The 23,177-nt window shown below is 59.9% G+C and carries 16 protein-coding genes; 4 read left to right on the forward strand and 12 right to left on the reverse strand.

All coding sequences use genetic code 11. From position 1 onward, the window contains the following. Positions 1-99: 99 nt before the first annotated feature. From ACLFLU_RS08845 to ACLFLU_RS08895, 11 genes are all read right to left on the reverse strand, one after another. Entirely contained in the window at positions 100-1,230 is a 1,131-nt protein-coding gene (locus ACLFLU_RS08845) for a PLP-dependent aminotransferase family protein (RefSeq protein ID WP_426411842.1), read from the reverse strand. Between the two features lie 11 nt (positions 1,231-1,241). Further along, on the reverse strand, positions 1,242-2,825 hold the full coding sequence (locus tag ACLFLU_RS08850; protein WP_426411843.1) for a class I tRNA ligase family protein: 1,584 nt from the start codon (positions 2,823-2,825) through the stop codon (positions 1,242-1,244). A 1-nt stretch (position 2,826) separates the two neighbouring features. Next, the gene (locus tag ACLFLU_RS08855) at positions 2,827-3,156 is read right to left on the reverse strand and encodes a cupin domain-containing protein (RefSeq protein WP_426411844.1); all 330 of its coding nucleotides are present in this window, start codon (positions 3,154-3,156) and stop codon (positions 2,827-2,829) included. 25 nt (positions 3,157-3,181) lie between these two features. Continuing rightward, positions 3,182-3,961: a phytanoyl-CoA dioxygenase family protein gene (locus tag ACLFLU_RS08860; protein ID WP_426411845.1), complete on the reverse strand. Its 780-nt coding sequence runs from the start codon at positions 3,959-3,961 to the stop codon at positions 3,182-3,184. A gap of 21 nt (positions 3,962-3,982) precedes the next feature. Further along, entirely contained in the window at positions 3,983-5,230 is a 1,248-nt protein-coding gene (locus ACLFLU_RS08865) for an MFS transporter (RefSeq protein ID WP_426411846.1), read from the reverse strand. Further along, positions 5,227-6,543, reverse strand: coding sequence for a lysine N(6)-hydroxylase/L-ornithine N(5)-oxygenase family protein (locus ACLFLU_RS08870; protein ID WP_426413948.1), 1,317 nt, complete (start codon positions 6,541-6,543; stop codon positions 5,227-5,229). Before ACLFLU_RS08870 ends, ACLFLU_RS08865 begins: the two co-directional genes overlap by 4 nt. Before the next feature lie 596 nt (positions 6,544-7,139). Then, entirely contained in the window at positions 7,140-8,747 is a 1,608-nt protein-coding gene (locus ACLFLU_RS08875) for an acyl-CoA carboxylase subunit beta (protein WP_426411847.1), read from the reverse strand. 1 nt (position 8,748) lies between these two features. Next, positions 8,749-9,252, reverse strand: a complete 504-nt coding sequence (locus ACLFLU_RS08880) for an acetyl-CoA carboxylase biotin carboxyl carrier protein subunit (RefSeq protein ID WP_426411848.1) — start codon at positions 9,250-9,252, stop codon at positions 8,749-8,751. A gap of 1 nt (position 9,253) precedes the next feature. After that, positions 9,254-10,729, reverse strand: coding sequence for an acetyl-CoA carboxylase biotin carboxylase subunit (locus ACLFLU_RS08885; protein WP_426411849.1), 1,476 nt, complete (start codon positions 10,727-10,729; stop codon positions 9,254-9,256). A gap of 1,340 nt (positions 10,730-12,069) precedes the next feature. Beyond that, positions 12,070-13,008, reverse strand: a complete 939-nt coding sequence (locus tag ACLFLU_RS08890) for a class I SAM-dependent methyltransferase (RefSeq protein ID WP_426411850.1) — start codon at positions 13,006-13,008, stop codon at positions 12,070-12,072. Between the two features lie 392 nt (positions 13,009-13,400). Beyond that, positions 13,401-13,607, reverse strand: a complete 207-nt coding sequence (locus ACLFLU_RS08895) for a hypothetical protein (RefSeq protein ID WP_426411851.1) — start codon at positions 13,605-13,607, stop codon at positions 13,401-13,403. Positions 13,608-14,197: 590 nt separating this feature from the next. Here ACLFLU_RS08895 and ACLFLU_RS08900 point away from each other — a divergent pair. The 3 genes from ACLFLU_RS08900 (at position 14,198) to ACLFLU_RS08910 (ending at position 19,876) form a co-directional block, all read left to right on the forward strand. Next, a complete protein-coding gene (locus ACLFLU_RS08900) occupies positions 14,198-15,178 on the forward strand; it encodes a hypothetical protein (RefSeq protein ID WP_426411852.1) in 981 nt (326 codons plus the stop codon). A gap of 48 nt (positions 15,179-15,226) precedes the next feature. Continuing rightward, the gene (locus tag ACLFLU_RS08905; protein WP_426411853.1) at positions 15,227-17,905 is read left to right on the forward strand and encodes a non-ribosomal peptide synthetase; all 2,679 of its coding nucleotides are present in this window, start codon (positions 15,227-15,229) and stop codon (positions 17,903-17,905) included. Positions 17,906-18,163: 258 nt separating this feature from the next. Then, on the forward strand, positions 18,164-19,876 hold the full coding sequence (locus tag ACLFLU_RS08910; RefSeq protein ID WP_426411854.1) for a type II toxin-antitoxin system HipA family toxin: 1,713 nt from the start codon (positions 18,164-18,166) through the stop codon (positions 19,874-19,876). Between the two features lie 269 nt (positions 19,877-20,145). Here ACLFLU_RS08910 and ACLFLU_RS08915 read toward each other — a convergent pair whose 3' ends face one another. Beyond that, complete coding sequence (locus ACLFLU_RS08915; RefSeq protein WP_426411855.1) at positions 20,146-20,889, reverse strand: outer membrane protein; 744 nt, start codon at positions 20,887-20,889, stop codon at positions 20,146-20,148. 924 nt (positions 20,890-21,813) lie between these two features. Here ACLFLU_RS08915 and metC point away from each other — a divergent pair. Further along, positions 21,814-23,061: a cystathionine beta-lyase gene (metC, locus tag ACLFLU_RS08920; protein WP_426411856.1), complete on the forward strand. Its 1,248-nt coding sequence runs from the start codon at positions 21,814-21,816 to the stop codon at positions 23,059-23,061. The last annotated feature ends 116 nt before the right edge of the window (positions 23,062-23,177 follow it).

The following is a 23,177-nucleotide window of genomic DNA, read 5'->3' on the forward strand; positions in this document are numbered from 1 at the left end:
GATGACGACGAAGACGAGACGCAGGATCGACGCGGCACTGAAGGCAAAGATCGCGCTGGAAGCCGTGCGGGAGCGGGACGTTATGTGTGTGAAGCTTAGTCAGGTCGCGTGCAAGGTATCCAATCGCGCCAGGCCCTGCTCGATGAGCGATGCGGGGAGATAGCTAAAACACAGGCGTACATGATCGCCACTTCGTGGGCCATAATTGCGACCATTTATGAGATGAACGGCGTGCTCGTGACGTGCAGCCTCAATGAAAGTTTCAACCTCGATGCCAGCGGCCAACCGCACCCAAAACGAGAAACCACCGCTTGGTACGACATACTCTGGCTCGCAAAATCGGCTAAACAGCAAGAGTGTATGCAGGATATCCCGCTTGGCCCGATAATGCTGGCGCAGGCGCGCAATGTGCGCATCAATGGCGCCCGATTGCAACAACGCTAGAACGATATTACTGACGATGGGGCTTACGCCGCCATCGCATTTTAGCCGTGCAAGCCGGTTGATGATGTCCGACTCGGCAAGCACCCAGCCTACCCGTAACCCCGGTCCGGCGACCTTGGAGACGCTATGGATGTTGATCACGTTGCCGCCTGGTGCCAGCCAATCAACCGTGCCGTTATAGGGCAGCTCCGCATACACAAGATCCTGTACCAACGCCACGCCATAGTGGTCCAGCAGCGCTGCGACCCGGGCCATATGGGTGCGCGACATCTGGCGCCCAGTCGGGTTATGAAATGCTGGCGTCGTATAGAAAAGCTTGGCGCGGGTATGACTACGCAACATTGCCTCGAGTTCATTCAGATCGACCCCTTCTGCGCACATACCGAGCTGGAGGATGTTCGCACCCACGATCGAAAACGCTCGCAGTGCGCCCAAATAGCACGGGTCCTCGGTCAGGACGACATCGCCTGGGTCGATCCAAGCGTCGGCAATCAACTGTAAAGCCTGCGAAGCGCCACCCGTCAGGATAACTTGGTCATGGCGCACACCGTAGCGCCCTGCGAGCTTTGTACGGAGCTCGGGTAAACCCAGCGCATCCGTATACTGCGGCAGATCGGCGGGGGCGACCCCGGTATCCCGGTTAAATGCATCCGGCCAGACCAGCTCTGTAAACATCACCGGATCGGGGAGGCCGTAACCGAAATTGATGGCGTGCTTCGCTCCTGAGTAAGAGAACGGGGCAAAGCCCTGAGCGACGGCGCCACGGTTGGAGGCCCGCGAAGTCATGGTTTTGTCTCTCAAACAGATTGCCTCACCTGTTCTGTGCGAAAACGCGTGTTGTACGCTGCAATGAAGTTCGCAGATACCGCCGCACTGAAATACGGGAAGTCCACCCTGGCGTCCGGCAGGGCGGCTGTTGCAGCAGGCTTCTTGAGGGACGGCTGCCAGGCCGCGCCGAAGAAATTCTGACCGTAGCGTATCGCTAGCTCAGGTACCACGGGATAAAGCAGACTCAGGAACAATGAGACCTTCGCGGCATTCCACATACCATTATCCTCGCGCGCAAAGTCGGCCACCTCCAGGTACATATCGATGATATCAAGCGCGTCCCAGAAACGCAGTGACTCGATCGCATCGGCATAATCCTGAACCAGGCTGCAGAGAGTAGGGCAGACGTGCTTGCTGTCGACTATGCGTGCGTTGTTGGCTGAGTGGCGCAACGCATCCTCCCAGATCCGAAGGCGTGACGCTGCCATGATCAGGCTCTCGACATCGAAGTCGTTCTTATTGCTGTCGAATGGCTTGGCCACGCGCACCAGCGCGTAGCGGACTACGCTGGCGTCCACCTCTCGCGTCACTTCATCGGCCCAAAGGGCATGGTCACGACTGGTCGAAAACTTTTCGCCCTCGAGCTTGTAGAAGTCCTGGACGGAATGATTGTTGGGAATTGGGTAGCCGCGCGCGAGCAGGGCGCCTGTCACACCTACCGTGTAGTAAAAACGGTTATCCTGGCCCATGAAAAACAAAAGCTGGGTGTTCGGATCGCGCAATGCCGAGTCGGCGTCCAGATTGTCACGGTCGCATAGCTCGCGAATTCCAGTGTCGAAACTCCACAGGCCCTCAAACCATGTGAGGAGAGTTTGGCCAATCAAATGTTCAGGCTGTGTTAGCTTGACACCATGACCGAAGTGGCGCGACATCGGCAAGGCATGTACGGCCCCGGCCAACCAGGTGCGCGCCTTGTCGCGGATAACCCCGGGCCAGGCGCCTTGTCCAATGGCTTTGTCCAGCACCTGAGCCAGCCGGGGCATATCAAACACGGCCTGCTTGATCGGCCTTAGCCCAAGTGTGCTGCCGCACGTGGTGTGCCGCGCGTCGCGTAGGGTGTCGTGCTGGACAGCTAGGCCACAGTTTTCGCACAAATTACTGTCGGTCGTCGCATCGCATGCCGGACAGGTGCCAACTGCAAGCGAGTCGGCCACGAATTCGTCGCACTGTTCGCAATAGAGCTGGACACCGTCGCGCACGCCGACATAGCCGGCCTCCTGCAACTCGCGGAAAATCGCCAGCGCATTCTCTTTGTGGATCTCGCTAGACGTACGCACAAACGCATCGGGCGTGATTTGCACCGCGCGCAAGCACTGCAAGATCTCGTGAATGTGTTTCTGTGCGACATCGCTAACCGGTTGGCCGAGTTTTCGTGCTTTCACCAGTGTGTACGTGCCGTGCTCATCCGCCCCCGTAATATAGTACGCGCGATGGCCGGCCATACGCTGAAAGCGCGTGAACATATCGGCGAGTAGGTATACGCCGCCGACGTGACCGAGATGTAGCTTCCCGTTGGGGCAAGGGGGAGCGGGACAGACAAAATAGGTCCGCATGTCAATCCCACCAAATAGATAGAAATTTGAGAGGACTGTCCTGACACACGTTACGGATGGTGTGCTGCTGGTATGGTTGCATGTAGCACAACGTCGTCTCGCTCACCGGCCTTTTCTGACCGCCAGCTTCGAACTCCCCACGCCCGGAAATCACGACCCACAGTTCGTGCTCGTGGTGCCCGTGCGGATCGACCGCCCCGCCGGGTGAGACCTCCACCACCGAGGCGCCGAACCCGGGACTGAGACCATCCGGAAGATGCTCCAACAGGCGGCAGACCAGCACGCCATATTCCGTTCGCATCAATGAATGATCGATCTGCTTGGTGTGCACGACGGTCCTTCCTCCGAATTCGCACTCAATCGCGATAGAATATGCCGTTAGGTGTGTTCAGGTTTTCCGGATCCGATGGCTTGCCTTCCGGTGGGTTGTAGGCGCGCTTCATGCGCATATACTCGGCACGCGTTGGACCTCCCGTCGATGCGCGCTGGAACACCAGATAAAGCGCGCGGCGGGGGCGATCGCTCTTATTTGGCAGTGAATAGTGGGGGGCGTAATCGTCGAAAATAAACACATCCCCGGCTTTCCATGACACCGGTTCCCATGTGAAGGTCTCGGCGACCTCTGGATTGATCACACCGCCGGCATCCATTGGAAACACTCCCTCCTTATGGCGACCTGGCGTGAAGAAAAGACCGCCGTTGTCAGGCTCCGAATCGTCGATGGCAATGGCTGCCACTGCATGCACCATGCGTTCCGGTATCTTGTGCGGGATATGATAAATGTCCTGGTGCGGGCGGTAGCCGCCGCTATCAGGATACTTGAAGATCAGCAGCTCCTTTAGCATCCGCGTGTCCTCATCGAGTAGCGTCTCGACAGTCGTGCGAATGCGGCCGTCGGCCAACAGCGCCGCGCGCAGAGCGTCATGGTAATCCAAGAAGTTCTCCACCTTTGAGATAATCTTGCGATTGCCGGCTGTCTTCTCGAACCACATCATCCATTTGTCGGCGCTTACATCCCAGCGCGCGACGTCGTCCACGAAATTGGACATCCCGTCGCGAGCGGCTGGATCGAAGAAGCCTTCGAGCCGGAGATATCCGTCCTGTTGCCATTTCACTTTTTGCGACTCGGTCAGCATAGGCGAGCTCCTCTCCAAAAATTACAGGTCACCAGTTGTAGCCTTCACTCCAAGCGCAGCTACCAGCAGCGCATTCAAGGCCGTCGCGCCCAGTAGCGTCAGCAACATCGCGTCGGGACCAAATCCGCGGATCAACTGCCCGCCGAGCAACGGAAAGCCGAACAATCCGAGGAAATATGCCAGCGTGAAGATTTGTGAGGTGACGGGCACGGACACCCCGTGGTCGCCAGCAAGATTGACGGCCATTCCGTTCAGGGTGGAGTAGGTGAGCCCATAGCCTGTCGCGAAAATTGCCGTGGCCACGATATAGAGCGGGGTGCTGCCGGTATTGACAATGAATAGTACCAGTGACGCACCAGTAGCTCCGAAGAGCATGAACGCAAGTCGGTGTACGGGCAGGCGGCCCATCACGTGGGCGAGCGAGAAGCGCAGCGCTACGCTAGAGGCGGTAAATATCAAAAAGAACAAATCGGAATTCAGGTGACGTGATGCGGCATAGGCACTCTGATACATCGACAGTCCCGAAAAAGTGCAGGCGGCAATCGCAATCATAGCAATGGGGGCAGCCGTGGATTTTCGAACGAGCGCTACGGTTGCAGTTACCGTGATTTCGATATGCGGCATCGGCACTGCGGACAGGCCCAACATGGCACGTCGTGCGACTTCTACGCAGATGGTCGCGATGACGCATGCTATCGCGAACAGGACATAGACCATGGCCAAAGAGCCGGTGACGTTTGCCAAGAAGTGACCGAGTGGAGCGGCTAAACCGAGCCCGGCCATTTGAGAGCCGGACAAAATGGTTAAATATTGGATACGTGCGGCGGGCCGTAGATGGCGAATGATCTGCAACGGCGACAAGATGAAGGACACCGACCATCCCGCGCCCATCAGCATGCTGCCAGCATAAGCTGCTCGCTCATCGAGGACTGCGCCGGCAATGAGCAGCATGGCTAGCGCCATGGCGATCGAGGCGGCGGCCACCGTCGGCATTATGCCGATACGCTGCGCGACCCAGCCTGCCGAGCAGCAGCACACGATCGTCACAACCATGGCGCTGGAGATCAGCAAGCCTGCGGTTTCACTGCTCTTACCGAGCGCCTGCATGTAGTCCGGCAATAGGAAGCTCGTGCCGTAAGCTGCAGCAATAACAATCGACGCGACCAGAAATGGTCCAAAGGCGCGGTGGTGTAGCCTGACAGATAGCTGGTCCGCAGCGGGGGCATCAACACGACGGTTGTGGAGGGGGGAGAACGATGCTTGGCTCATGTGATTGCGGCCATGTGTTGCGTGGACGGCATCGCATCCCGACTGCCTGATTCGGGCATGTCTGAAGTGTCATAACCGTCCAGGATCTGCCGATCTGACGTATCCAGATAGAACGGTTGTCCGAGCAGGCTATTGATGATGAGGCTGCTGCGGTATGCGACCAGCGATAAATTGACGCTCTGCAGCCCATGCTGCAGGCGGCTTTGGTTCTGTAAATATACCGGCCCTGGCATGTGCTGATCGAACCGGACCGCGTAGTCCGGGCCGACGACAGGCAGGCTATCCTCCATGCGCGCGCCGCGGAGGAGCGTTTGCAAGAAGGGCGGGGTGCGCGGCTGGAAGCCTGTGGCGAGCACTATGCGATCAACCAGGATGCTGTGATTTCGCTGCGTCGCAATCCCATTCAGATCGACTTGCCAACGTTTGTTGTGGGACGTGATGTCCTTTAGGACAACGTTGGACAACAAACGAAAACTGTCATCCAGCGTGCCTGCCACGCCGCGTTCGTACAACATGTCATAGAGGCGATTGCACAACTCGACGGAAATGCCGTCGCTCGTCAGCTTCTCGTGCTCCACGATGGCACGACGTTGCTGGAGCGGGAGAGCGTGAAAACGCCGGCTGTACCCCGGCATGTAAGCCTCGTTTACGAAACTGTTGTCGTCCATTGCGAACAGGTTTGTCCGCGACGTCACCCAGGTAATCCGGGCCGCTACGGGACGACTAAGCATGTGCTCAACAATCTCAGCGCCGCTCTGACCACCTCCCACCACGAGCACATGCTCGCCGACGTAAGGTGGATCCCGCTCGAGATAGTCGGCCGCATGATAGACGGCGTTGCCGATCAAGGGCCTAGCACACGCGGGAATCTTCGGCTCTACGCCAACTCCTATCACCACAGCGCGCGCAAGGTATGTGGTTGTGCTGGTGTTGACGCGGTAGCCGTCCCTGAAGGGTGCAACGTCGACCACCTCTTCGCCAAAGCGGAGCGTCTTGAGCCGTCGTGCGACCCACTGGTAATAGTCGGTAAATTCCCGCCGTGAGGTTGAGGCGTCGCGTCTGTTGACGAAGCTGTAGAGCCGCCCGTGCAGTGCTAGGTAGTTGAGGAAAGAATAGGGGCTGGTAGGGTCCACCAGGGTCACGCAATCCTTAAGCGGCGACACTTGTAGCCGGCTGTTCGGCAGCGCCAGTCCCGGATGCCAACAAAATCCCTCGCGTTTCTCTAAAAATAGCGCGCGTAGCGGGGTAGGTTCAATCAGTGCCGCCAGGCTGAGGTTGAACGGGCCGATCCCGATGCCAATGACATCAAGCATATCCACAGAGGCCTCTTTCACGCTCGTGTAAAACCTATCGGGCGAAGGACATCGCCTGCTCGAATTGGCAGCGTACAACCTGACGTCACGTGCGATACAAGCGCCTTCGGATGATTCAGCTCGATACGGACTTCAGCTGTATCGGCGCCGTGAAAGGCTAACCGAATTCGAACGCGCAGGAGACTTTACGATGCATGGCGCGGTGCTGTGGCTGCTGATCTCCTTGGTCCGAAGAAGCGCGATATCGAGACTCGCCTGACGGCGCGGTTTTCGTGCCTCACTCCACCAGCAGACGCACAGACAACGATCAGCTTTCTTAACCTGTCCGCGGCAGAGGCGTTTCGCCAATTTCATCGGGGCGCGGCGCCTTTGCCTGCCGTCTCACGGGCTCGCAACCGATCCATATAGGCAGGGCAACGGAGGCCGAAGATAGAATGCTTAACCCAACTTCTGTTCACCTAGGGCGTGATCCCGCTTGAATTGCTTTCAGGATAAAATGCTCGACCTTACCCAGCGCCGTTCGAGGCAAGACCCTTATGATGACGGACATCCGGAGCAGGGGCATCTCGCCCCGTGCACGGCCTTCGCTGTCACCGTCACATTCGGAATACGCCGTAATGCGGCGAGGTGATTGGGCTGTTGAGCGAGGCACTCAGAACGATTGCAAGCGCGTTCCTGGTATCGATCGGATCAAGAATGCCGTCATCCCACAACTCGGATGTCGCATAATACGCGCTCGACCGCTCCCGATATTCTTCCACGATCGGCTGGCGAATGGCTGCCAACTCCTCCGTGGAGAGGTGCCCATCGTGACGGGCCAGCTGTCTTGCCTTGACATGTGTGAGCACGCCCGCTGCCTGCTCGGCGCCCATCGCCGAAATCTGAGACTGCGGCCAAGTGAACACAAAACGCGGATCGAAAGCCCGTCCGGCCATCGCGTAGGTTCCAGCTCCGTGGGAGGCGTTACAGACGATTGTGAATTTCGGCACCGACGCGCCGGAGACGGCCATGATCAGCTTGGCGCCGTCCTTGGTTATGCCACGCCGTTCGTAGTCGCGGCCCACCATAAAGCCGGTCGTATTCTGCAAAAAGAGCAGAGGTGTTCGCGACTTGTCGCACAGTTGGATGAAGTGAGCGCCTTTCAGTGCGCTTTCGCTCAAGAGCACACCGTTGTTTGCGAGAATACCAACCTGATAGCCATGCAGACGCGCGAAGCCACACACAAGAGTCTCGCCATAATTTGACTTATACTCGTGGAACCGGCTGCCATCAACCAGACGGGCGATGATCTCCCGCATGTCGAACTGCGTTCGGGGATCCCTCGGAAGAATACCGTACAGTTCGGATGCACTATAGGCGGGCGGCTCCGGAGCGGCCCGGTTGACCGGGGCTTTTACAGGGTCACTGAAGCGAGCGACGATATCTCGGGCAATTGCAATCGCATGCAGCTCCGAACTTGCAAGATAGTCGCTCGTCCCCGATACGCTGGTATGCAAGTGAGCGCCGCCGAGTTCTTCGGCGGAAATCTCTGCACCGGTGGCAGCTTTGACGACCGGAGGACCGCCCAGAAATATCGCTCCGGTGCCCTCAACAATGATGTTGTAGTCGCTAAGCGCCGGGACGTATGCGCCGCCGGCGCTGCAATGGCCCATGGCTATACCGACCTGCGGTACTCCCATCTTTGAGAGAATGGACTGATTGCGGAGGATTCGACCCGCGTGATAGCGATCAGCAAAGAACTCCGCCTGTAAGGGCAAGAACCCGCCGGCACAGTCGCACAAATGAACGACCGGCAGGCGATTCTCGATCGCGATGTCCAAGGCCCGCACGATCTTCTTGACCGATAGCGGATACCACGCCCCGCCTTTGACGCTAGGGTCATCTGCGTGGATAACGACCTCTCGACCCGCGACAATGCCGATCCCAACGACCTGAGCGGCGCCGGGCACCTCACCATCATAGGCTTTGTTAGCCGCCAGCGTCGAAAGCTCGAGGAACGGGGTTTCCGGGTCAAGCAAAGCCTCGATCCGATCACGCGCAAACAGCTTGTTTTGCCGCTTGAGACGCTCAAGATCCCGTACCGGACGCGCGAAGCGGGCGGCATGCTGGCGCTCCTCCAATTCTTTTGCAAGTCGCCTGTTATGAAGTTCGTTGAGCCGATAGTCTTCCGAATTGACATCCACCAGAGACGAGAGCTGCTGCATTTTAGGTCCGCTCCTTGAGGAGCGTAACCAGTACAGCATCCTGCTCAAAGCTCTCGCCCTCCTTGACGTGAATACGCTCGACAATGCCATCTTGCGGAGAACGTATGACGGTCTCCAACTTCATGCTCTCGATCGTCATCAGGGCCGTCCCGGCAAAAACGGCCTGACCAGGCGAAACCCGAGCGCTAATGACGACGCCCGGCATTGGCGCGCGAGCGACCGCTTGGCTTATCTCCTGCTTCGACGTAGCAAGCGTTCGCAATGGGTCGCGGTAATGCAAACTGCGCGTTTCGCCACTCATGTGCACGTGAATGGTTTCGCCATCAATGGCGAACCTGACGGGCTGGCTTTCACCCGCAATAAGAACGACACCGAAGCCGTCACCGCGATGGGAGAACGCGACCGGGGCAATCACCCTGTCATGCAAGCAGAGACGGTAGTCCTCTCGGCATCGTGACAGCCATAGCTGGTATTCGACGCCATCGACCTCAAAAGAGTGATTCACGTTAGTTTCTCCAACTGCCCAGCGCCGCGTGAAGGTCGGACACGGCATCTGCCGATTCGCGGACCGGTCCGGTCAGGAGAGCGCCTGCTGCCAGAAAGGCCGACAAGTCGGCCCGGGGCTCGCCTGCGGCGATATGCGGATGTTCCTCAAGATAACCCGTGTGAATGTGTCCATGCAGAAATCCGTCGTCCGCGAGGATTCGGGCAAGGAAGCTTGCGTTGGTTGCGCAGCCGAGAAGCACCAAGTCCCGCATCGCGCGATGCGCCTTTTGCGCAGTCTCGATACGGGAGGGCGAATGCACGATGATCTTGGCGAGCAGGGGGTCGAATGCTGTCGTGATCTTCTGACCTCGCGAAAGGCCGCTGTCGATGCGTATACCGTCGCCGTCGGGGTAGTCGAGCACAAGGACCTTACCTGTTGTTGGCGCGTATCCGCGCTCCGGCGCTTCGGCACACAACCTGGCTTCGATCGCGTGTCCGCTCGGCACAATGTCGGACTGTGCCAATCTGAGTGGACGGCCCGCAGCGATGTGGATCTGTTCAGCAACAAGATCAACGCCGGTGATCATCTCGGTCACGGGATGCTCAACTTGCAAACGTGTGTTCATTTCGAGAAAATGGAACTCTCCTCCGCCAAGGATAAATTCGACAGTGCCTGCACTGTGATAGTTGGCTGCGCGGGCGATGCCGACGGCGGCATCGCAGATCCGTTGACGCAACTCCGACGACAGCCCCGGCGCGGGCGCCTCTTCGATGACCTTCTGAAACCGACGCTGGATCGAGCACTCCCGCTCGAACAGATGAGTAACGTTTCCGAAGGCGTCGCCGAGCACCTGGACTTCGATATGACGCGCGCTTTCGATATATCGTTCGACATAAAGCCGCCCATCTGCGAAGTAGCGCTGCGCCTCGCTGCGCGCCTGCGCAATTGCATCCTCCAGGGCGCCGGTGTCGCGCACAATCTGCATGCCCTTGCCGCCACCGGCCGCGGAAGGCTTTACGACCAAAGGGGCTCCCAGGGCCCGGGCTCTGCGCACGAAGGCCGTTGGATCCTCTTCCTCGATGGTGCAAGGAGCGACTGGAAACCCGTGCCGCTGTACGAAGTTCCGAGCCCGGATTTTGTCGCCCATCAGTTCGATGCTTTCGGGGGCAGGTCCGATGAACGTGATGCCGGCGCTCGTAACGGCCCTGGCGAACTCCGCGTTCTCCGACAGAAATCCATAACCTGGATGCAGTGCACCAGCGTTCGCTTTTCGGGCGGCGGCGATAATCTGCGGGATGTCGAGATAGGCCGCAATCGGCGTGCGTCCTCCGATCGCGATGGCTGCATCGGCCATGGAGACGGCAAGCGTGCCGGCATCAATGTCGTGGTAGACGATCGCAGAACGAAGCCCCAGCTTGCGAAGGGTCTTGATGATACGAACCGCGATCTCCCCCCTGTTGGCGATCAGAACGGTATCAAAAGGCAGTTCGCGCATGTCCGTACCTTCTGCTGCATGGTGTGCTCGACGACAGACGTTGCGCTTGGACGCGACGATCGTCCTGTCAGCCCCGCGTCACGTATCACAACCGTTGATCGGTCGGTCTAAGGCGGCGGCACGCACTCGTGCCGCGGCACGAATACGATCAAGCGAAACCAGCTGGTCGCGCATACCTCATCTCGGGCCGCCATTTCCTGTGGCAGCATCCCGAACTGAGATGATTTGGCGACATGGCACGCTCAAGCGGTGGATATTGGCTTTGAGACAGGCCGCGACGGCGTCCTCATCAGGTATGTGGGCGCCGCAGAGGCGAAACGCGTCCGGTGTGCACGCCTGTCGCGCCTCCGCTGGGACCGGCCGATCTCGCGCACCTGCACTTCCGCAGCACAAAGCTGTCGTCATCGCAACGCCAAAAAGAACAATCGTAGAGCGATGCGCTCTGGGGCGCGACGACCCGGTGGTTCGCTGCTTGTGGTTCAATGGCTATCCTCTGTCGGTGTGATCTGCGATATTGTTCATGCTGTTGGAAACGACGCCAGCGCGGAAGAGACGCCGACGTCGCTCTCAGCTGCAGGAGCGGTTGGCGTGCTGCCGATGTTGCGTCCTCGCATCGGAAATCGTGCGATGGGCGAGCTTGCGTTCAAGCCCCGCCGCGATGCGAGAATGCCGCGCTCCGATTTCAGGTCCCCGGTTCACCCGAGCGGCCGCTCGACCGGCGGTCCGCGCGTGGTGCCCCCTTGGCCGTGTGGGAAGTGCACGGGCATCAGAACAGAGTGTCGCGATGCAGGTTCGAGAGTCTGTGAGGTTCACTATTCTCATCATGCGCCAGGAAGTGACCGACGGTCGGACCTGGTCCGACGCCTTACCCGTATGATGATACAAACTCACGTTACGTGCGATTCAAGCCCCTTGAGAGCCGCTCGCGAGAATAGGTCGAGACCGTCACGCTGCCAGAAGGGTCTGTGCCGAACAAAGTACCTGCCCAATGCTCGAGGCGGTCCGCATTTGCCGTTGCCGCGAGCTCATGGGATATGCAGAGCGAGAGCGCCCTTGCAGGCGCCGGGCGAATGAAGGCGTCTTGGGGCGCGCCATACGCCTCAATGGCAAAATGCTGCCTGGGAATCACAGCGAGGCCCGAACAGGGTGCAGGCCAATCTCCTCGCGCTGCTCGATGCGCGCCTATCGCCTGGACCCGGTACCACCGTGCATGGCGGAAACGCTTGTCGCAGCCGTGCAGTCAAGCCTCATCATGCTCCACCTCGAAAGGACGGGAGCATGATCCACTTCGGTGCGCCGTTCCGGGGGCGCACGCGCGGCTATCCTCGCAAACACGAACGTTAAGGCTCGAGTGCGATCTGCAAGCCTTCGTCACCTCCAACGTGAACGTAACGCGGCCCGATTGGCCGACCTCGACCGCTGGCGACGGTGACAATGTCTTCCAGGGGAGCGGCGCGTGCATCCGATTCAGGGCGGGACAAGATCAGATCGGCGTGGAACAGACCTTCCGATTCCAGTCCGGTCGCATCGATGCCAAGAGCTGCCAACGTGGCCAAAGTCCTTTCAAATTCCTCAGCATCGCGAAATCGACGTTGAATAAATGTCGCGCCAGCAAGACGTTCCGTCACAAGACCACGCTTCGCGAACGTCGTAGCCAAAGAATCAAAAGGAAACATCCGCAGCACGAAAGAGATGATCCATGGACGTTTCTCTGTCGCATCGAGAATTTTGCTGAACGTCTTCTCGGTGACGTAGCCGATGCAGCCCGTTGACATGATGATATCGATGGAGCGGAGAATACGCGCGCTCTCGGTCGAAAGCGGTTCCTTTTCAAGGTCGGCGACAATACCTTGCTCAAGGAGACCAACGCCCGTTGCATAACTGACGGCCGGTGCTGATACATCGAGACCGATAAATCGCGCAAGTCCAACGTCAGGCCAAGCCGAATAGAAATTGCGATCGAGACGCACCAGTGTTTCGGAACTGATCGCCCTCATCTCGCGTCGGGCATAGCGGTGACGCAAGCCGCCGAATGTCAGTGGAAACCGATGCACCGCCGCGTTGATGCCATATGAACAGCCGACATCAAGCACGATCGGCTTAACGCTGGTTGCCGAAGCTTTCGCTGCCAGAATCTGACGCACGATCGGCTCAGCCACATCCGGGATCATGTAATCCAAGCCTCCCAGGACAGAGAAATACGCTCTTGGATCATCCGAAGCATAGATGTCATCGAAGACAGCTTTATCTTGATTGATACGCGAAAAATCTGTTCGCAACCTCACGTCTCCACAGTTCAATTTGCACGTAAGCCCGAGGCTCTTGCCTCGACCGGTACTCTCTTATTGCAGATGTTGGCCGATCTATGAACCTCACGGTGCTTTGCGTTCTGCCTAACCCCAATTCCTTGAAAGATGAGCCAGTCATTCTCCCTCCGCGAGGCCTGTAGCTTGTCGCATTGATGCTGACCCTGCACATTGAGGCGGGGTGAAGACGTAGAGCGATGGCCAATCCGTAGCGACAAGCTGCGCAGAAGGACGCTTTCCAAGATGCTGGGGCGGGGTCGAGGCGGGCTGCGAGCATCTTCTCGACATAACGCCCACTGCAATAGTCGTTCCACTCAGCTTCGCCCTCCGCCTAGGTCTCTCTATATGCCGAGGAGCCGGATGCGCTAAGAGCTCCAGCTCATGACGGTGTCATGGACCAATCGGACCGTAGACACGATCTCTACAATAGTCGCCGCGATCTTCCCTTCGCAACCGCTCGAAGTAAGGTCATTGCTGCCATTTTGTAGTGGCTTGACCTCGCTCGCATCCAGACCGCTCAGCAGGACATCAGATGCCCCCGCGCGCACGTGACCTGCCAGCAGTGTATTCATGATCGCCCTCCGGTTTTTACCTCTCATCTTGCTTCCGCTCGCCTGGGCGAAGTCCCACGGCGGCTCCGAGAGCGTCTCGCGATTCTTCGAACCGACCCGTCATTCTCCACCCGCTGCGGCGGTTTCGGTTATGAGAAGTTTTATCGGTCCAAATGGAAGAATATCGGAAGCCGGATCGCAGCTCCCTACCATAATTGGGAGGAGCGTGAGCTCGGTTCACTTCTATAATCTCTGCTCGCGCAAGCACTCAGCTTGTTGCAGCTTCATCGCGAGAGATCGGACAAATCTCGCGTCCGCGCTGCACAGAACAGCGTGCTCATGATGACGCTCTGCCCTTCGACAGGTTCAAAATGAAGTCTGGGCAATGTCAGGCCCGGACTGGAGGCGACTTCGAGACAAGCATGTCAGAGATCACGCGTCGTAATGTGTTAGCCCTTGGAGTTTCAGCGTGGCTTCCGGTGATGTCCGGAGGCCCGGCGCGATTCGCCGGGCCGGACCGAATCCCGGTTCTTGACCGAAAGTGGAATACCTATTTGAGCGAAGGTGAGACGGACCCTCGAAGCCACCCAGCTATTGGGGCGCTGAGAGCCATGATGGTGTTTGTGGACTTCGCTGACGCACCCGGCGATGTCGGCGGCACGGAAGGGATAGCCGATCTTCTCACCGGACACGGTAGGGCCGAGAAATGGTTTAGGGACCAGTCGTACGGGCGCCTCACTTTCGAGATTGCCAGAATTCCTGGCTGGCGACGCATGCCGAAGCCCTCCACCAGCTACACCGGCGCCAACAAACCTTTTACCTTCCAGCAGCAGAAGGACTATATCTCAGACGCCGCAGCACTTTTCCCAGAACTCGATGTCCGAACCCACCCCCTGTTGCTTGTCGTTGGCGCGAAGACCGACGGGATTGCTATTTCACCAACTTTTATCGCCACGCCGATCAATGCACCTGTGACTCCAACGGGGCCGGTTCGTTGGGGCGTGACCTTCGGCAAGGACAGCTATACCAACAACCACATGAACCTGTGTCATGAGGTGTGCCACACCCTCGGGTTGCCTGATCTCTATAACTTCGAGCCACCGCGATTTACGATCGGCTCCTGGGACATCATGGGCGATATCTTTCGGGGGACTTCGCTGATCGGCTGGCATCGCCACAAACTTGGCTGGCTTGCAGACGAGCGCAAGGCGTACCTGGCGCACGGTGAGTGTGAGACTGTCCTCACACCATTGCCAGGCAGCACAGGAACCTCGATGATTGTGGTACCAGCCGACGGTGCGTCGAATCCATCGAAAGTGTACGCGATCGAACTTGCTCAGCCGATTCGAGGCCACGATGGCACAACCACCGGCGACGGTGTCCTTGTCTATAGCGTTGATGCCGTCATCCCGACTGGACAGAGCCCGGTGAGCATCGTGCCGGCTAAAACGACGGCGAACTTCAACTACGGGGAATTGTTCGAAGCGCCGTTTTCCTCAGGATCAATCCTCGATGACCCTACGTTGCCGTTCAGTCTTTCGATCAAAGCCAAACGCGAGGACCGCTACGTTGTCGGCGTGAAGGTGCGCTAGCCGGAGTTTTCGCAATGCTATTTCTAAGCGACGACGAGCTGCGCCCGCATGACTGTTGCCCATGAAATGTTGGCGCCTCGGGAGAGCTTTTGGCGACAGCGGCTTGAGCGGTTCAAGTCATTGCAGCTTCCCTTTGTGTCGTCGTCACAAGAGGTGTCGCCCCGACGGCAGTCGAGCGCTTGGCTGAACCCTGATGCGTTGGTCGAATTGCTGCCGATCGATCGCACGGAGTGCGTACTAGCGGCTTTCCTGATCTATCTTGCCCGCATCACGGGTGAATCTCAGCTTCAACTCGGCTGGGAGCCCGCACCTAAGCGGCCGCAAGCGGGCCTGAAGGCGGGTGAGGCGCTGGTCGCCTCCGTCGTGCCAATGGAGGTGGCCATTGATCTTGCTCATGACTTTGCGCAGGTGCACAGGGTCGTAGCGGCCGAATGCGCCGTTCTGAGAGCGCACGATAGTTTTGCCTTGGACCTGATCGCGCGCTGCCCGACCTTGCGGGAGATCGGGATGGTACGGTCCTGCCGACCCTGGCCGATTGGCATCACCATCAGCGACATCGGCTCTTCCGCTGCTGGTGATCTGGCGTCGCGCCCGAGTTCGGACGCGGCTCCATGTGGTGATTTGCTGACGTTGGAAATCCGCGTGCTCGATGGAAGCTTTCGATGGCACTTTGATGCAAGTCGGCTGCCATCCACGCAAATCGAGCGGATGACGACGCATCTGAACAATCTCTTGCACGCCGTGATGGCCGATACAGAGCAGCCGCTGGGACGGCTTGCGCTGTTGTCAGGTGAAGAGCGCACCTACCTCTTGGAGGAACTAAACCGAACGGCTGAGCCCTATCCGTCGCATAAGTGCATCCATGAGCTGTTCGAGACCGAGGTCTGGAAAGTGCCGCATGCGGTAGCGGTGGTCGATGCGGAGACAGACTTAAGTTATGGCGAGCTCAACAGCCGGGCGAACCGGCTGGCGCATCATCTCATTGGGCTTGGACTCAAGCCGGGGGATCGCGTCGCGACCGTGTTGGATCGCTCCATCGCCCTTGTCGTGGCGCAGCTGGCCATTCTGAAGGCAGGCGCGGTCTACGTACCGATCGATCGGGGGCTTCCATCCGCGCGACAGAGCTGGATGATGATTGACTGTGCTGTGCGCCTGGTGCTCACGGCAACCGACAGTGACGGCGAGGTCGAGGCTGCCATTCCTGTTCAGGCCATTGAGCCAATCATCGCTGGAGAGGGATGTGATGCCGATCCAGGCTTGACATTGGCCGCCGAGGCCACCGCCTACGTGATGTACACGTCGGGGTCGACTGGCGTTCCCAAGGCGGTTGCTGTTCCTCATCGTGCCGTCAACCGGCTTGTGATCAACAATGGATATGCGGAGTTTAGCTGGAGTGATCGGGTAGCGTGGGTGGGCAATCCCGCCTTTAGCATCAGTACGCTGGAAGTCTGGGCGCCACTGCTCCACGGTGGGCGCCTGATTGTTGTTCCACACACTGCCGTTCTGCAGCCGGATATCCTGTGCGGGCTGGTTCAGCAGAACAGCGTCACCGTGCTGCATTTGACAGCCGGACTGTTCAACCGGAGCGCCGATCATTTGGCGCCGGTGCTGGCGAGTTTGCGATTGCTATTGGTTGGCGGCGGTGCAGTCGATGTGGCGGTGGTCGCACGGGTGTTGCGCCAGTGTAGGCCGCAACGTCTATTGCACTGCTATGGCGCAACCGAGACATCGACCTTTGCGACGGTCTGCGAGATCACCGCGATCGACGAGACAGCCGGTCGGCTGCCGATCGGCCGGCCGATCGCCAACACGCGGATCTACCTGCTGGACGCTGATGGCGCGCCCGTTCCGTTCGGGGCGGTGGGGGAGATCCATATCGGCGGCGCCGGCGTTGCCCGCGGCTATCTGAACCGGCCCGAGCTGACCGCGGAGCGGTTCGTGGCCGATCCGTTCAGCGGCGAGGCCGGCGACCGGTTGTACAAGACCGGCGATCTCGCCCGCTACTTGCCGGACGGCAATCTGGAGTTCCTGGGCCGCAACGACGATCAGGTCAAGATCCGCGGCTTCCGGATCGAGCCGGGCGAGATCGCGGCACGGCTCGCCGAGCACCCGCTGGTGCGCGAGGCGGTGGTGGTGGCGCAACACGATGGTCGCGGCGAGCCGCGCCTGGTTGGCTATGTCGTTGCGGCAGAGCATGCGACCGACGCCGATCTGGCCGATCTGGCCGCGACGCTGCGCCGGCACCTCAGTGCGCGGCTGCCGGACTACATGGTGCCGTCGGCGCTGGTGCGGCTGGCGGCGCTGCCGCTGACGCCGAACGGCAAGCTGGACCGCACCGCGCTGCCGGCTCCGGACGATGCGGCCTTTGCGCGGGCCAGCTACGCAGCCCCGCAGGGCGAGATCGAGACCGCGCTCGCGCAGATCTGGGCCGAGCTGCTCGGCCTCGAGCGGGTCGGACGCCACGACCACTTCTTCGAGCTCGGCGGCCACTCGCTGCTGGCGGTGCAGCTGATGGCGCGTCTGCGGCAGCTGTCGCTGGGGGTGGAGGTGCGCACCCTGTTCGCAAGGCCCGTGCTGGCCGATCTGGCGGCAAGCCTGGGCAGTCATCAGGAAGTGGCGGTCCCGGCCAACCTGATCACCGAACAGAGTGCGGCGATCACGCCGCAGATGTTGCCGCTGATCGCGCTGGCGCAGGACGAGTCTGCAGGATCGACTGGCGCGGCTTGAGGCCGATCGAATACGGCTGCTCGCCTGAACCGACCGGTTCGGAGCGGCCCTGACTTTCGCGCATCTGAAATGCGTAATCGTCCTTGACAAACTGGCTCGATTTGGGCGACTTTCGCGCATCCGAAATGCGGGCAAGTCTGTGACGATCCTCCTGGTCGGTGAGACCATCGACAGGCGACGCGCCCATGTCCAGGCGTGCTCATTCAGCTCGTCCGCGGGGTCTATGCCCAAGCCAATGCCGATGTCGACACGGCGGTCTTGGCCCACGCCGTGCGCATCGCACATTATCTCTACCCGGCCGCTTATCTCTCGTCCGCCTCGGCTGCACTCCTGCGGCCAACCTCTGACGGTCGGCTTTTCCTCAGCGGACGTCGCAATCAGCACACCAGGATTCGCACTCTCGAAATCGTCCAGAACGAGGCGCCGGCACATCCGTCGACAGCGCCTGCGATCGTAGGCGACGATCAGGGCGAGATCAGGATCGAGGTGTCGTCGCCGCGCCAGCGGTTCCTGGAAGCTTTCCGCCTCCGAAGCGAGCACGCCAGCGCGATCACCGACGAGCTTCGCGCGGACATGGCCGCGCAGCTGGTCGAGGAGTTTGGATCACCACGAGCGGCGGCGGACGCGCTCTGGGCTTTGGCTCGCGAGAACGGATGGTATCGCGAGGGCGAGGGCGCCGAGCGCTACCTGACGACATGCCCGGCGCTCGGCAAGGCCGCTGCGAACAAGGCGGCGCTTGAGCGGATCGTGGCCTGGCATGGCGAGCCCCTCGGCCGCCTGACGCATGACGGCTTCGAATGGCGCTGGAAGGCTGCGGCAAATACGGCGACGCCGCTCGTCCGCCAGACGGCGCCCGGCAGGCTGCCAGCCTTTGTGGAGTCCCTCTTGCCGGAAGGCTGGCTCGCCCAGGTTCTTCACGAGCGCGATAATCGCGACGCCATTCGGCGCGGCAAGCGGTTCACGTCGAACATCGCGGTCGTTGCCACCAAGAAGGAGCTAGACGCTCTGCCGCTCGACGTCCTGCAGGCGCCGCTCGCGAAGTTTGCCAAGCGCGGGCAGTTCATAGGACGCTATGTCGGCCCGTCGAGGGGTGAGCTGGAGCAGAGCTTCGAGGAGAATCTCGCGCAACTATTTGAGCGCGCGGAAACGCCTCGTCTGTCCGGCGTGCAGATCAAGGCGCCGATGTGCCTGACGTCCGACGGCGCGCTGATCGCGGCGATCGACGCGCCGTTCACTCACATCCTCAAGCCCGCCGGGACGGCCGGCTTCGAGGCGCTGCCAATCGTCGAATGGATGTGCCTGGAACTCGGTCGCGCAGCGGGGTTTGTCGTTCCCGACGCGGCGCTCGTCGGCATGCCCGACCGCATGGCGCCTGCGCTGGTCGTCGAGCGGTTCGACATCAGGCGAGATAAGGCTGACAAGCGCCGCCTTGCGCTCGAGGACTTTTGCTCGGTGCTCGACTTGCCCGCGTCGGCCAGGTACGACGGCACCATCGAGCGTGTGGCGCGCGGGCTTCGACCGCTGTCCACCGATCCCGCCGACGATCTCGATATTCTATTCCGGCGCGCACTGTTCGCGTGGTTGATAGCCGACGGGGACATGCACCTCAAAAACCTGGCGCTGCTGAGTGTCGCCGCGCCGGGCGCGCGGCAATTTGAAAGCGTCCGGTTCGCGCCGCTCTATGATGCTGTCACCACGCGGGTCTTTCCCGGCCTCGCCAGCGATCGCATGGCGCTAAAGCTGAACGGGGAGGACGAACGGCTCACCCCGCGTGATTTTCTGACGCTCGCCCGCACGATCCAGCTTTCCATCGCGCGTGCGGAAGAGGCTATGGCGAGCGTCACGGCGGCGACGCGCAAAGCCGCGGGCGCCATCTCGCTGCCAGCAATGGCGCGGGACGGCGAAGGCGCCAAGTCCATAGAGGAGCGCGTCAAGGCAATCGTCGCCGAGCGATGCGGCGCGTTCGCATGAGCTCGGGCGCACAATATCGCACACGGAAAACGCCGCGTCAGATGCTCGGCAAGGAGCACCGCCACAGCCACGCCAGCGCCATCAGACCGTTCCCGTTGGCGGTCACCTGAACACACTCAACCGATGCGACACGCAAGCTTAACGTCGTGGCGCAACACCTGGCCTGCACGAGAAGGCGCGCAGCTCATTGTTGGAGGCAAATGAACAGCTGAAAAAAGAGCCCCGGCCTGGGGCCGGGGCTCTCGATCCGCCGCTCTAACGCGATGGAGTCAGTATTTGAGAACGACCGGGCCCCAGAACTTGTAGTTCAGCCGCGCGGTCAGCAGGTCGAAATCCTGCCCGACGCGATCGCTAGCGACCGCACCCGCGGGGGTGCTGAAGTTCACGTTAGCGTCGTGCCGGAATATATGGTCGTACTCGACGCCGACCGACCAATTCGGCGCGAAGCCGAGTTCGATGCCCGCCCCGACCACGCCGCCCCAGCGGGTATTGTCGGTGCTCGCCAGCGGCGCGCCGGCGAGAGTGTTGATCTGATAGGTATTGCCGGTCACCGCGGCACCGCCCTTGGCGTAGAGCAACACGTTGTTGATGGCGTAGCCGACCTGGCCCGTAAGCAGGCCGAACGACCCGGTCTTGGTCTGGTTGATGTTCGTCGGGAAGGCGGCGCTAACATTGGAGCCGCTGAAATCGGCCCAGTTGCCTTGGCCTTCGACACCGAAAACCACCTGGCCCGTCTGCCAGCGATAGCCGAACTGGCCTCCAACGGTTCCGCCGCTCGCGTCGTGAGAGCCCTCGGGCGTGACGCCTCCAAAATCCCAGGAGCTATGGGTCGAACCCCAGCCGCCATTGGCACCAAGATAGAAACCGCTCCAGTCATAGATTGCGGCCGCGACGGGTGCTGGCATCGGCGGTGCCTTGGTGTAGATGGGCTGCTGAGCGAGATCGGCGGCGAATGCGGGCGCTGCCCCGATCAACCCGACGATGCTGGCAGTCACAAGCAACAACTTCTTCATTTCGAATACGCTCCTTCACATGTCCCCTGCGCCACGCGCGTCTTAACAGTGCTGTCGCGAATTGCTGTAGCTGTCGCGCAACATTCTCGCTTCCAGAAGCGCTTGAATCTAACGCCGCGTCAGGTTGCGCGCTCATCAATCATGATCAAGCCGACAAACACGCAGTAGGTCCACCGTGTATCGAACCCAAGGATGTACGCGTCAACTCCGGCATGAAGTCGTGGCGTCGTTGCACTCGAACCAGAGCGATCACGACAGGCGCGCACACTGAAGCAGCGACGATCGCAGAGAATCGAGCGAGCGCTATCATGTCGTTCCATTTCCTCTGATCGTCACCCGGAAACCGGACGCAGCCACTATCTGGTCCCTCATGATGGATCACGTCACGGTCCGTGAGTGGGCTGAACGTTTAAACGATCAAGACTGCACTGGCATCAAACGCGGCACGCGCGCTGCTCGTCGACATCGTTCACAACATCATCTGGAAAAAGCCAGTTCGAACATAGTCGCCCGATGGTGGCGGGTTCTCAACACGATGTGTTTCGTTCGCGACAAAGCGCGCGCGACGTCCACGTCGCTGCGCAGTCACGATGAGCCGTTGCGATCGAGGGCCCAGCAGGTTTGGCCCGCCTCTTGCTTCGATGGCGCTTAAAGAACTTGGCTCGACTTAGTAGGAGCGGTGAATGCCGGCCTGTTGGCGGATCTTACAAGGGAGCGTGCTTTGATGCTGCGCCGTCCTGATGTGCAACCAATCTTGATGAGGCGCACGCAACGCAGGTGGTTCTGGTGCGAAGGAGCGAGCCGATTTCATTTAGAGCGAGGAGGCGACCTACGAAAACGACTCGCATCGACTAGGCCCATCCGAACCGCACCTGGTGTCCTTCCCCCCGGCCAGGCCGAACACAATCTCAGAAGAAAGAAGCAATGAAGTACCTGGAGGACAGCAAGGACCTGGACATCGAGACCCGGCTTTCTCGTCTCGGTCGTGCGCCCGCCGAACATTCGGGGATGGTCAACATGCCCGTCTACCGGGGCTCCACAGTTGTTTCGGAATCCATGGAGGAATACGAATCGCGCAGGCAGAGCGATCCGACGGCGAACTACGGCCGCTTTGGCTCGCCTCTGTCCCGCGCACTCGAGCTTGCCGTTTGCGAACTGGAGGGCGGCTATCGTTCGCTCCTGTTTCCGTCGGGGCTCTCTGCCTGCACGCATTCGCTTCTCGGCGTTCTGCGCGCAGGCGACCACGCTCTGATCAGCGATGGCGTCTATACACCTCTCAGGACATTTGCAGACGAGGTTCTCTCAAGACTTCAGATCACGGTGCAATACTTCTCTCCAACGCAGCCTGCAGGGCTTGCGGCGAAAATCACCCAGAAGACCCGGGCCATCTATCTGGAATCACCTTCGTCCCTCACGTTCGAGGTGCAAAATGTCCCTGCGCTTACTGCCATCGCCCGTCGCGCCGATGCGCTAGTGGTCATGGATAACACATGGGCAACGCCCCTGTATTTCAAGCCGTTTGCGCACGGCGTCGACATCTCGATCCAAGCGGCGACCAAATATATCGTCGGCCATTCAGACGCGCTGCTTGGTGTCGCGACCGCCAACGAATCGGCGTGGTCGGCGTTGCGATCAAGTGCCCATGATTTCGGGGAGATCGCTGGGCCGCACGACATCTATTTGGCCCTGCGGGGACTGCGTACCCTGGCCGTCCGCATGAAGCGTCATTGGGACAATGGCCTCAAGCTGGCCCAAAGCCTTCAGTCGCATCCAGCCATCGACCACATCTTGCACCCGGCGTGTCCGGACGATCCTGGCCATGCGCTTTGGAAGCGAGACTTTTCGGGGGCGAGCGGCCTCTTTGGCGTTGCGCTGAAACCGATGTCGCAGCCGCAGCTTTCGACTTTCTTCAATAGGCTGCGGCTTTTTGGCATCGGCTGGTCCTGGGGCGGATATGAAAGCCTCGTGATGCATGTTGACCCAGTGAAACGCGCGGAACCATCGCTTGCTCTCGCTGGACCGCTGATTCGGGTTCACGCGGGCTTGGAGGACGCAAGCGACCTGATCGCGGATATGTATCAGGCGCTCGCTGCGGCTTGGGAGACAAGAAGCAGTCGCCTTGATCCGGACAACGATGATGCGCTTGTCGCTGAGCGCTCCAAACGAGCTTAAGCGCAGTCAACTCGAAGCCAATCCTTGGCCTGGCCAAGACAGAAGTCGGCAGTGAACGAGTCGTAAAGGAAACGCCATCGGCGCTTTTTGATGAAGAGCGAGAGACCCGCTCGTCA

The sequence above is a fragment of the Bradyrhizobium ganzhouense genome (genome assembly GCF_049949285.1).
GTDB classification, from domain to species: Bacteria; Pseudomonadota; Alphaproteobacteria; order Rhizobiales; family Xanthobacteraceae; genus Bradyrhizobium; species Bradyrhizobium ganzhouense.

Coding starts and splice junctions, on each gene's coding strand:
- ACLFLU_RS08845 (WP_426411842.1), bottom strand. CDS start 1,230: ATGACTTCGCGGGCCTCCAACCGTGGCGCCGTCGCTCAGGGCTTTGCC.
- ACLFLU_RS08915 (WP_426411855.1), bottom strand. CDS start 20,889: ATGAAGAAGTTGTTGCTTGTGACTGCCAGCATCGTCGGGTTGATCGGG.
- ACLFLU_RS08875 (WP_426411847.1), bottom strand. CDS start 8,747: ATGCAGCAGCTCTCGTCTCTGGTGGATGTCAATTCGGAAGACTATCGG.
- ACLFLU_RS08850 (WP_426411843.1), bottom strand. CDS start 2,825: ATGCGGACCTATTTTGTCTGTCCCGCTCCCCCTTGCCCCAACGGGAAG.
- ACLFLU_RS08885 (WP_426411849.1), bottom strand. CDS start 10,729: ATGCGCGAACTGCCTTTTGATACCGTTCTGATCGCCAACAGGGGGGAG.
- ACLFLU_RS08905 (WP_426411853.1), top strand. CDS start 15,227: ATGACTGTTGCCCATGAAATGTTGGCGCCTCGGGAGAGCTTTTGGCGA.
- metC (WP_426411856.1), top strand. CDS start 21,814: ATGAAGTACCTGGAGGACAGCAAGGACCTGGACATCGAGACCCGGCTT.
- ACLFLU_RS08860 (WP_426411845.1), bottom strand. CDS start 3,961: ATGCTGACCGAGTCGCAAAAAGTGAAATGGCAACAGGACGGATATCTC.
- ACLFLU_RS08895 (WP_426411851.1), bottom strand. CDS start 13,607: ATGAATACACTGCTGGCAGGTCACGTGCGCGCGGGGGCATCTGATGTC.
- ACLFLU_RS08870 (WP_426413948.1), bottom strand. CDS start 6,543: ATGCTTGATGTCATTGGCATCGGGATCGGCCCGTTCAACCTCAGCCTG.
- ACLFLU_RS08865 (WP_426411846.1), bottom strand. CDS start 5,230: ATGAGCCAAGCATCGTTCTCCCCCCTCCACAACCGTCGTGTTGATGCC.
- ACLFLU_RS08900 (WP_426411852.1), top strand. CDS start 14,198: ATGATGGTGTTTGTGGACTTCGCTGACGCACCCGGCGATGTCGGCGGC.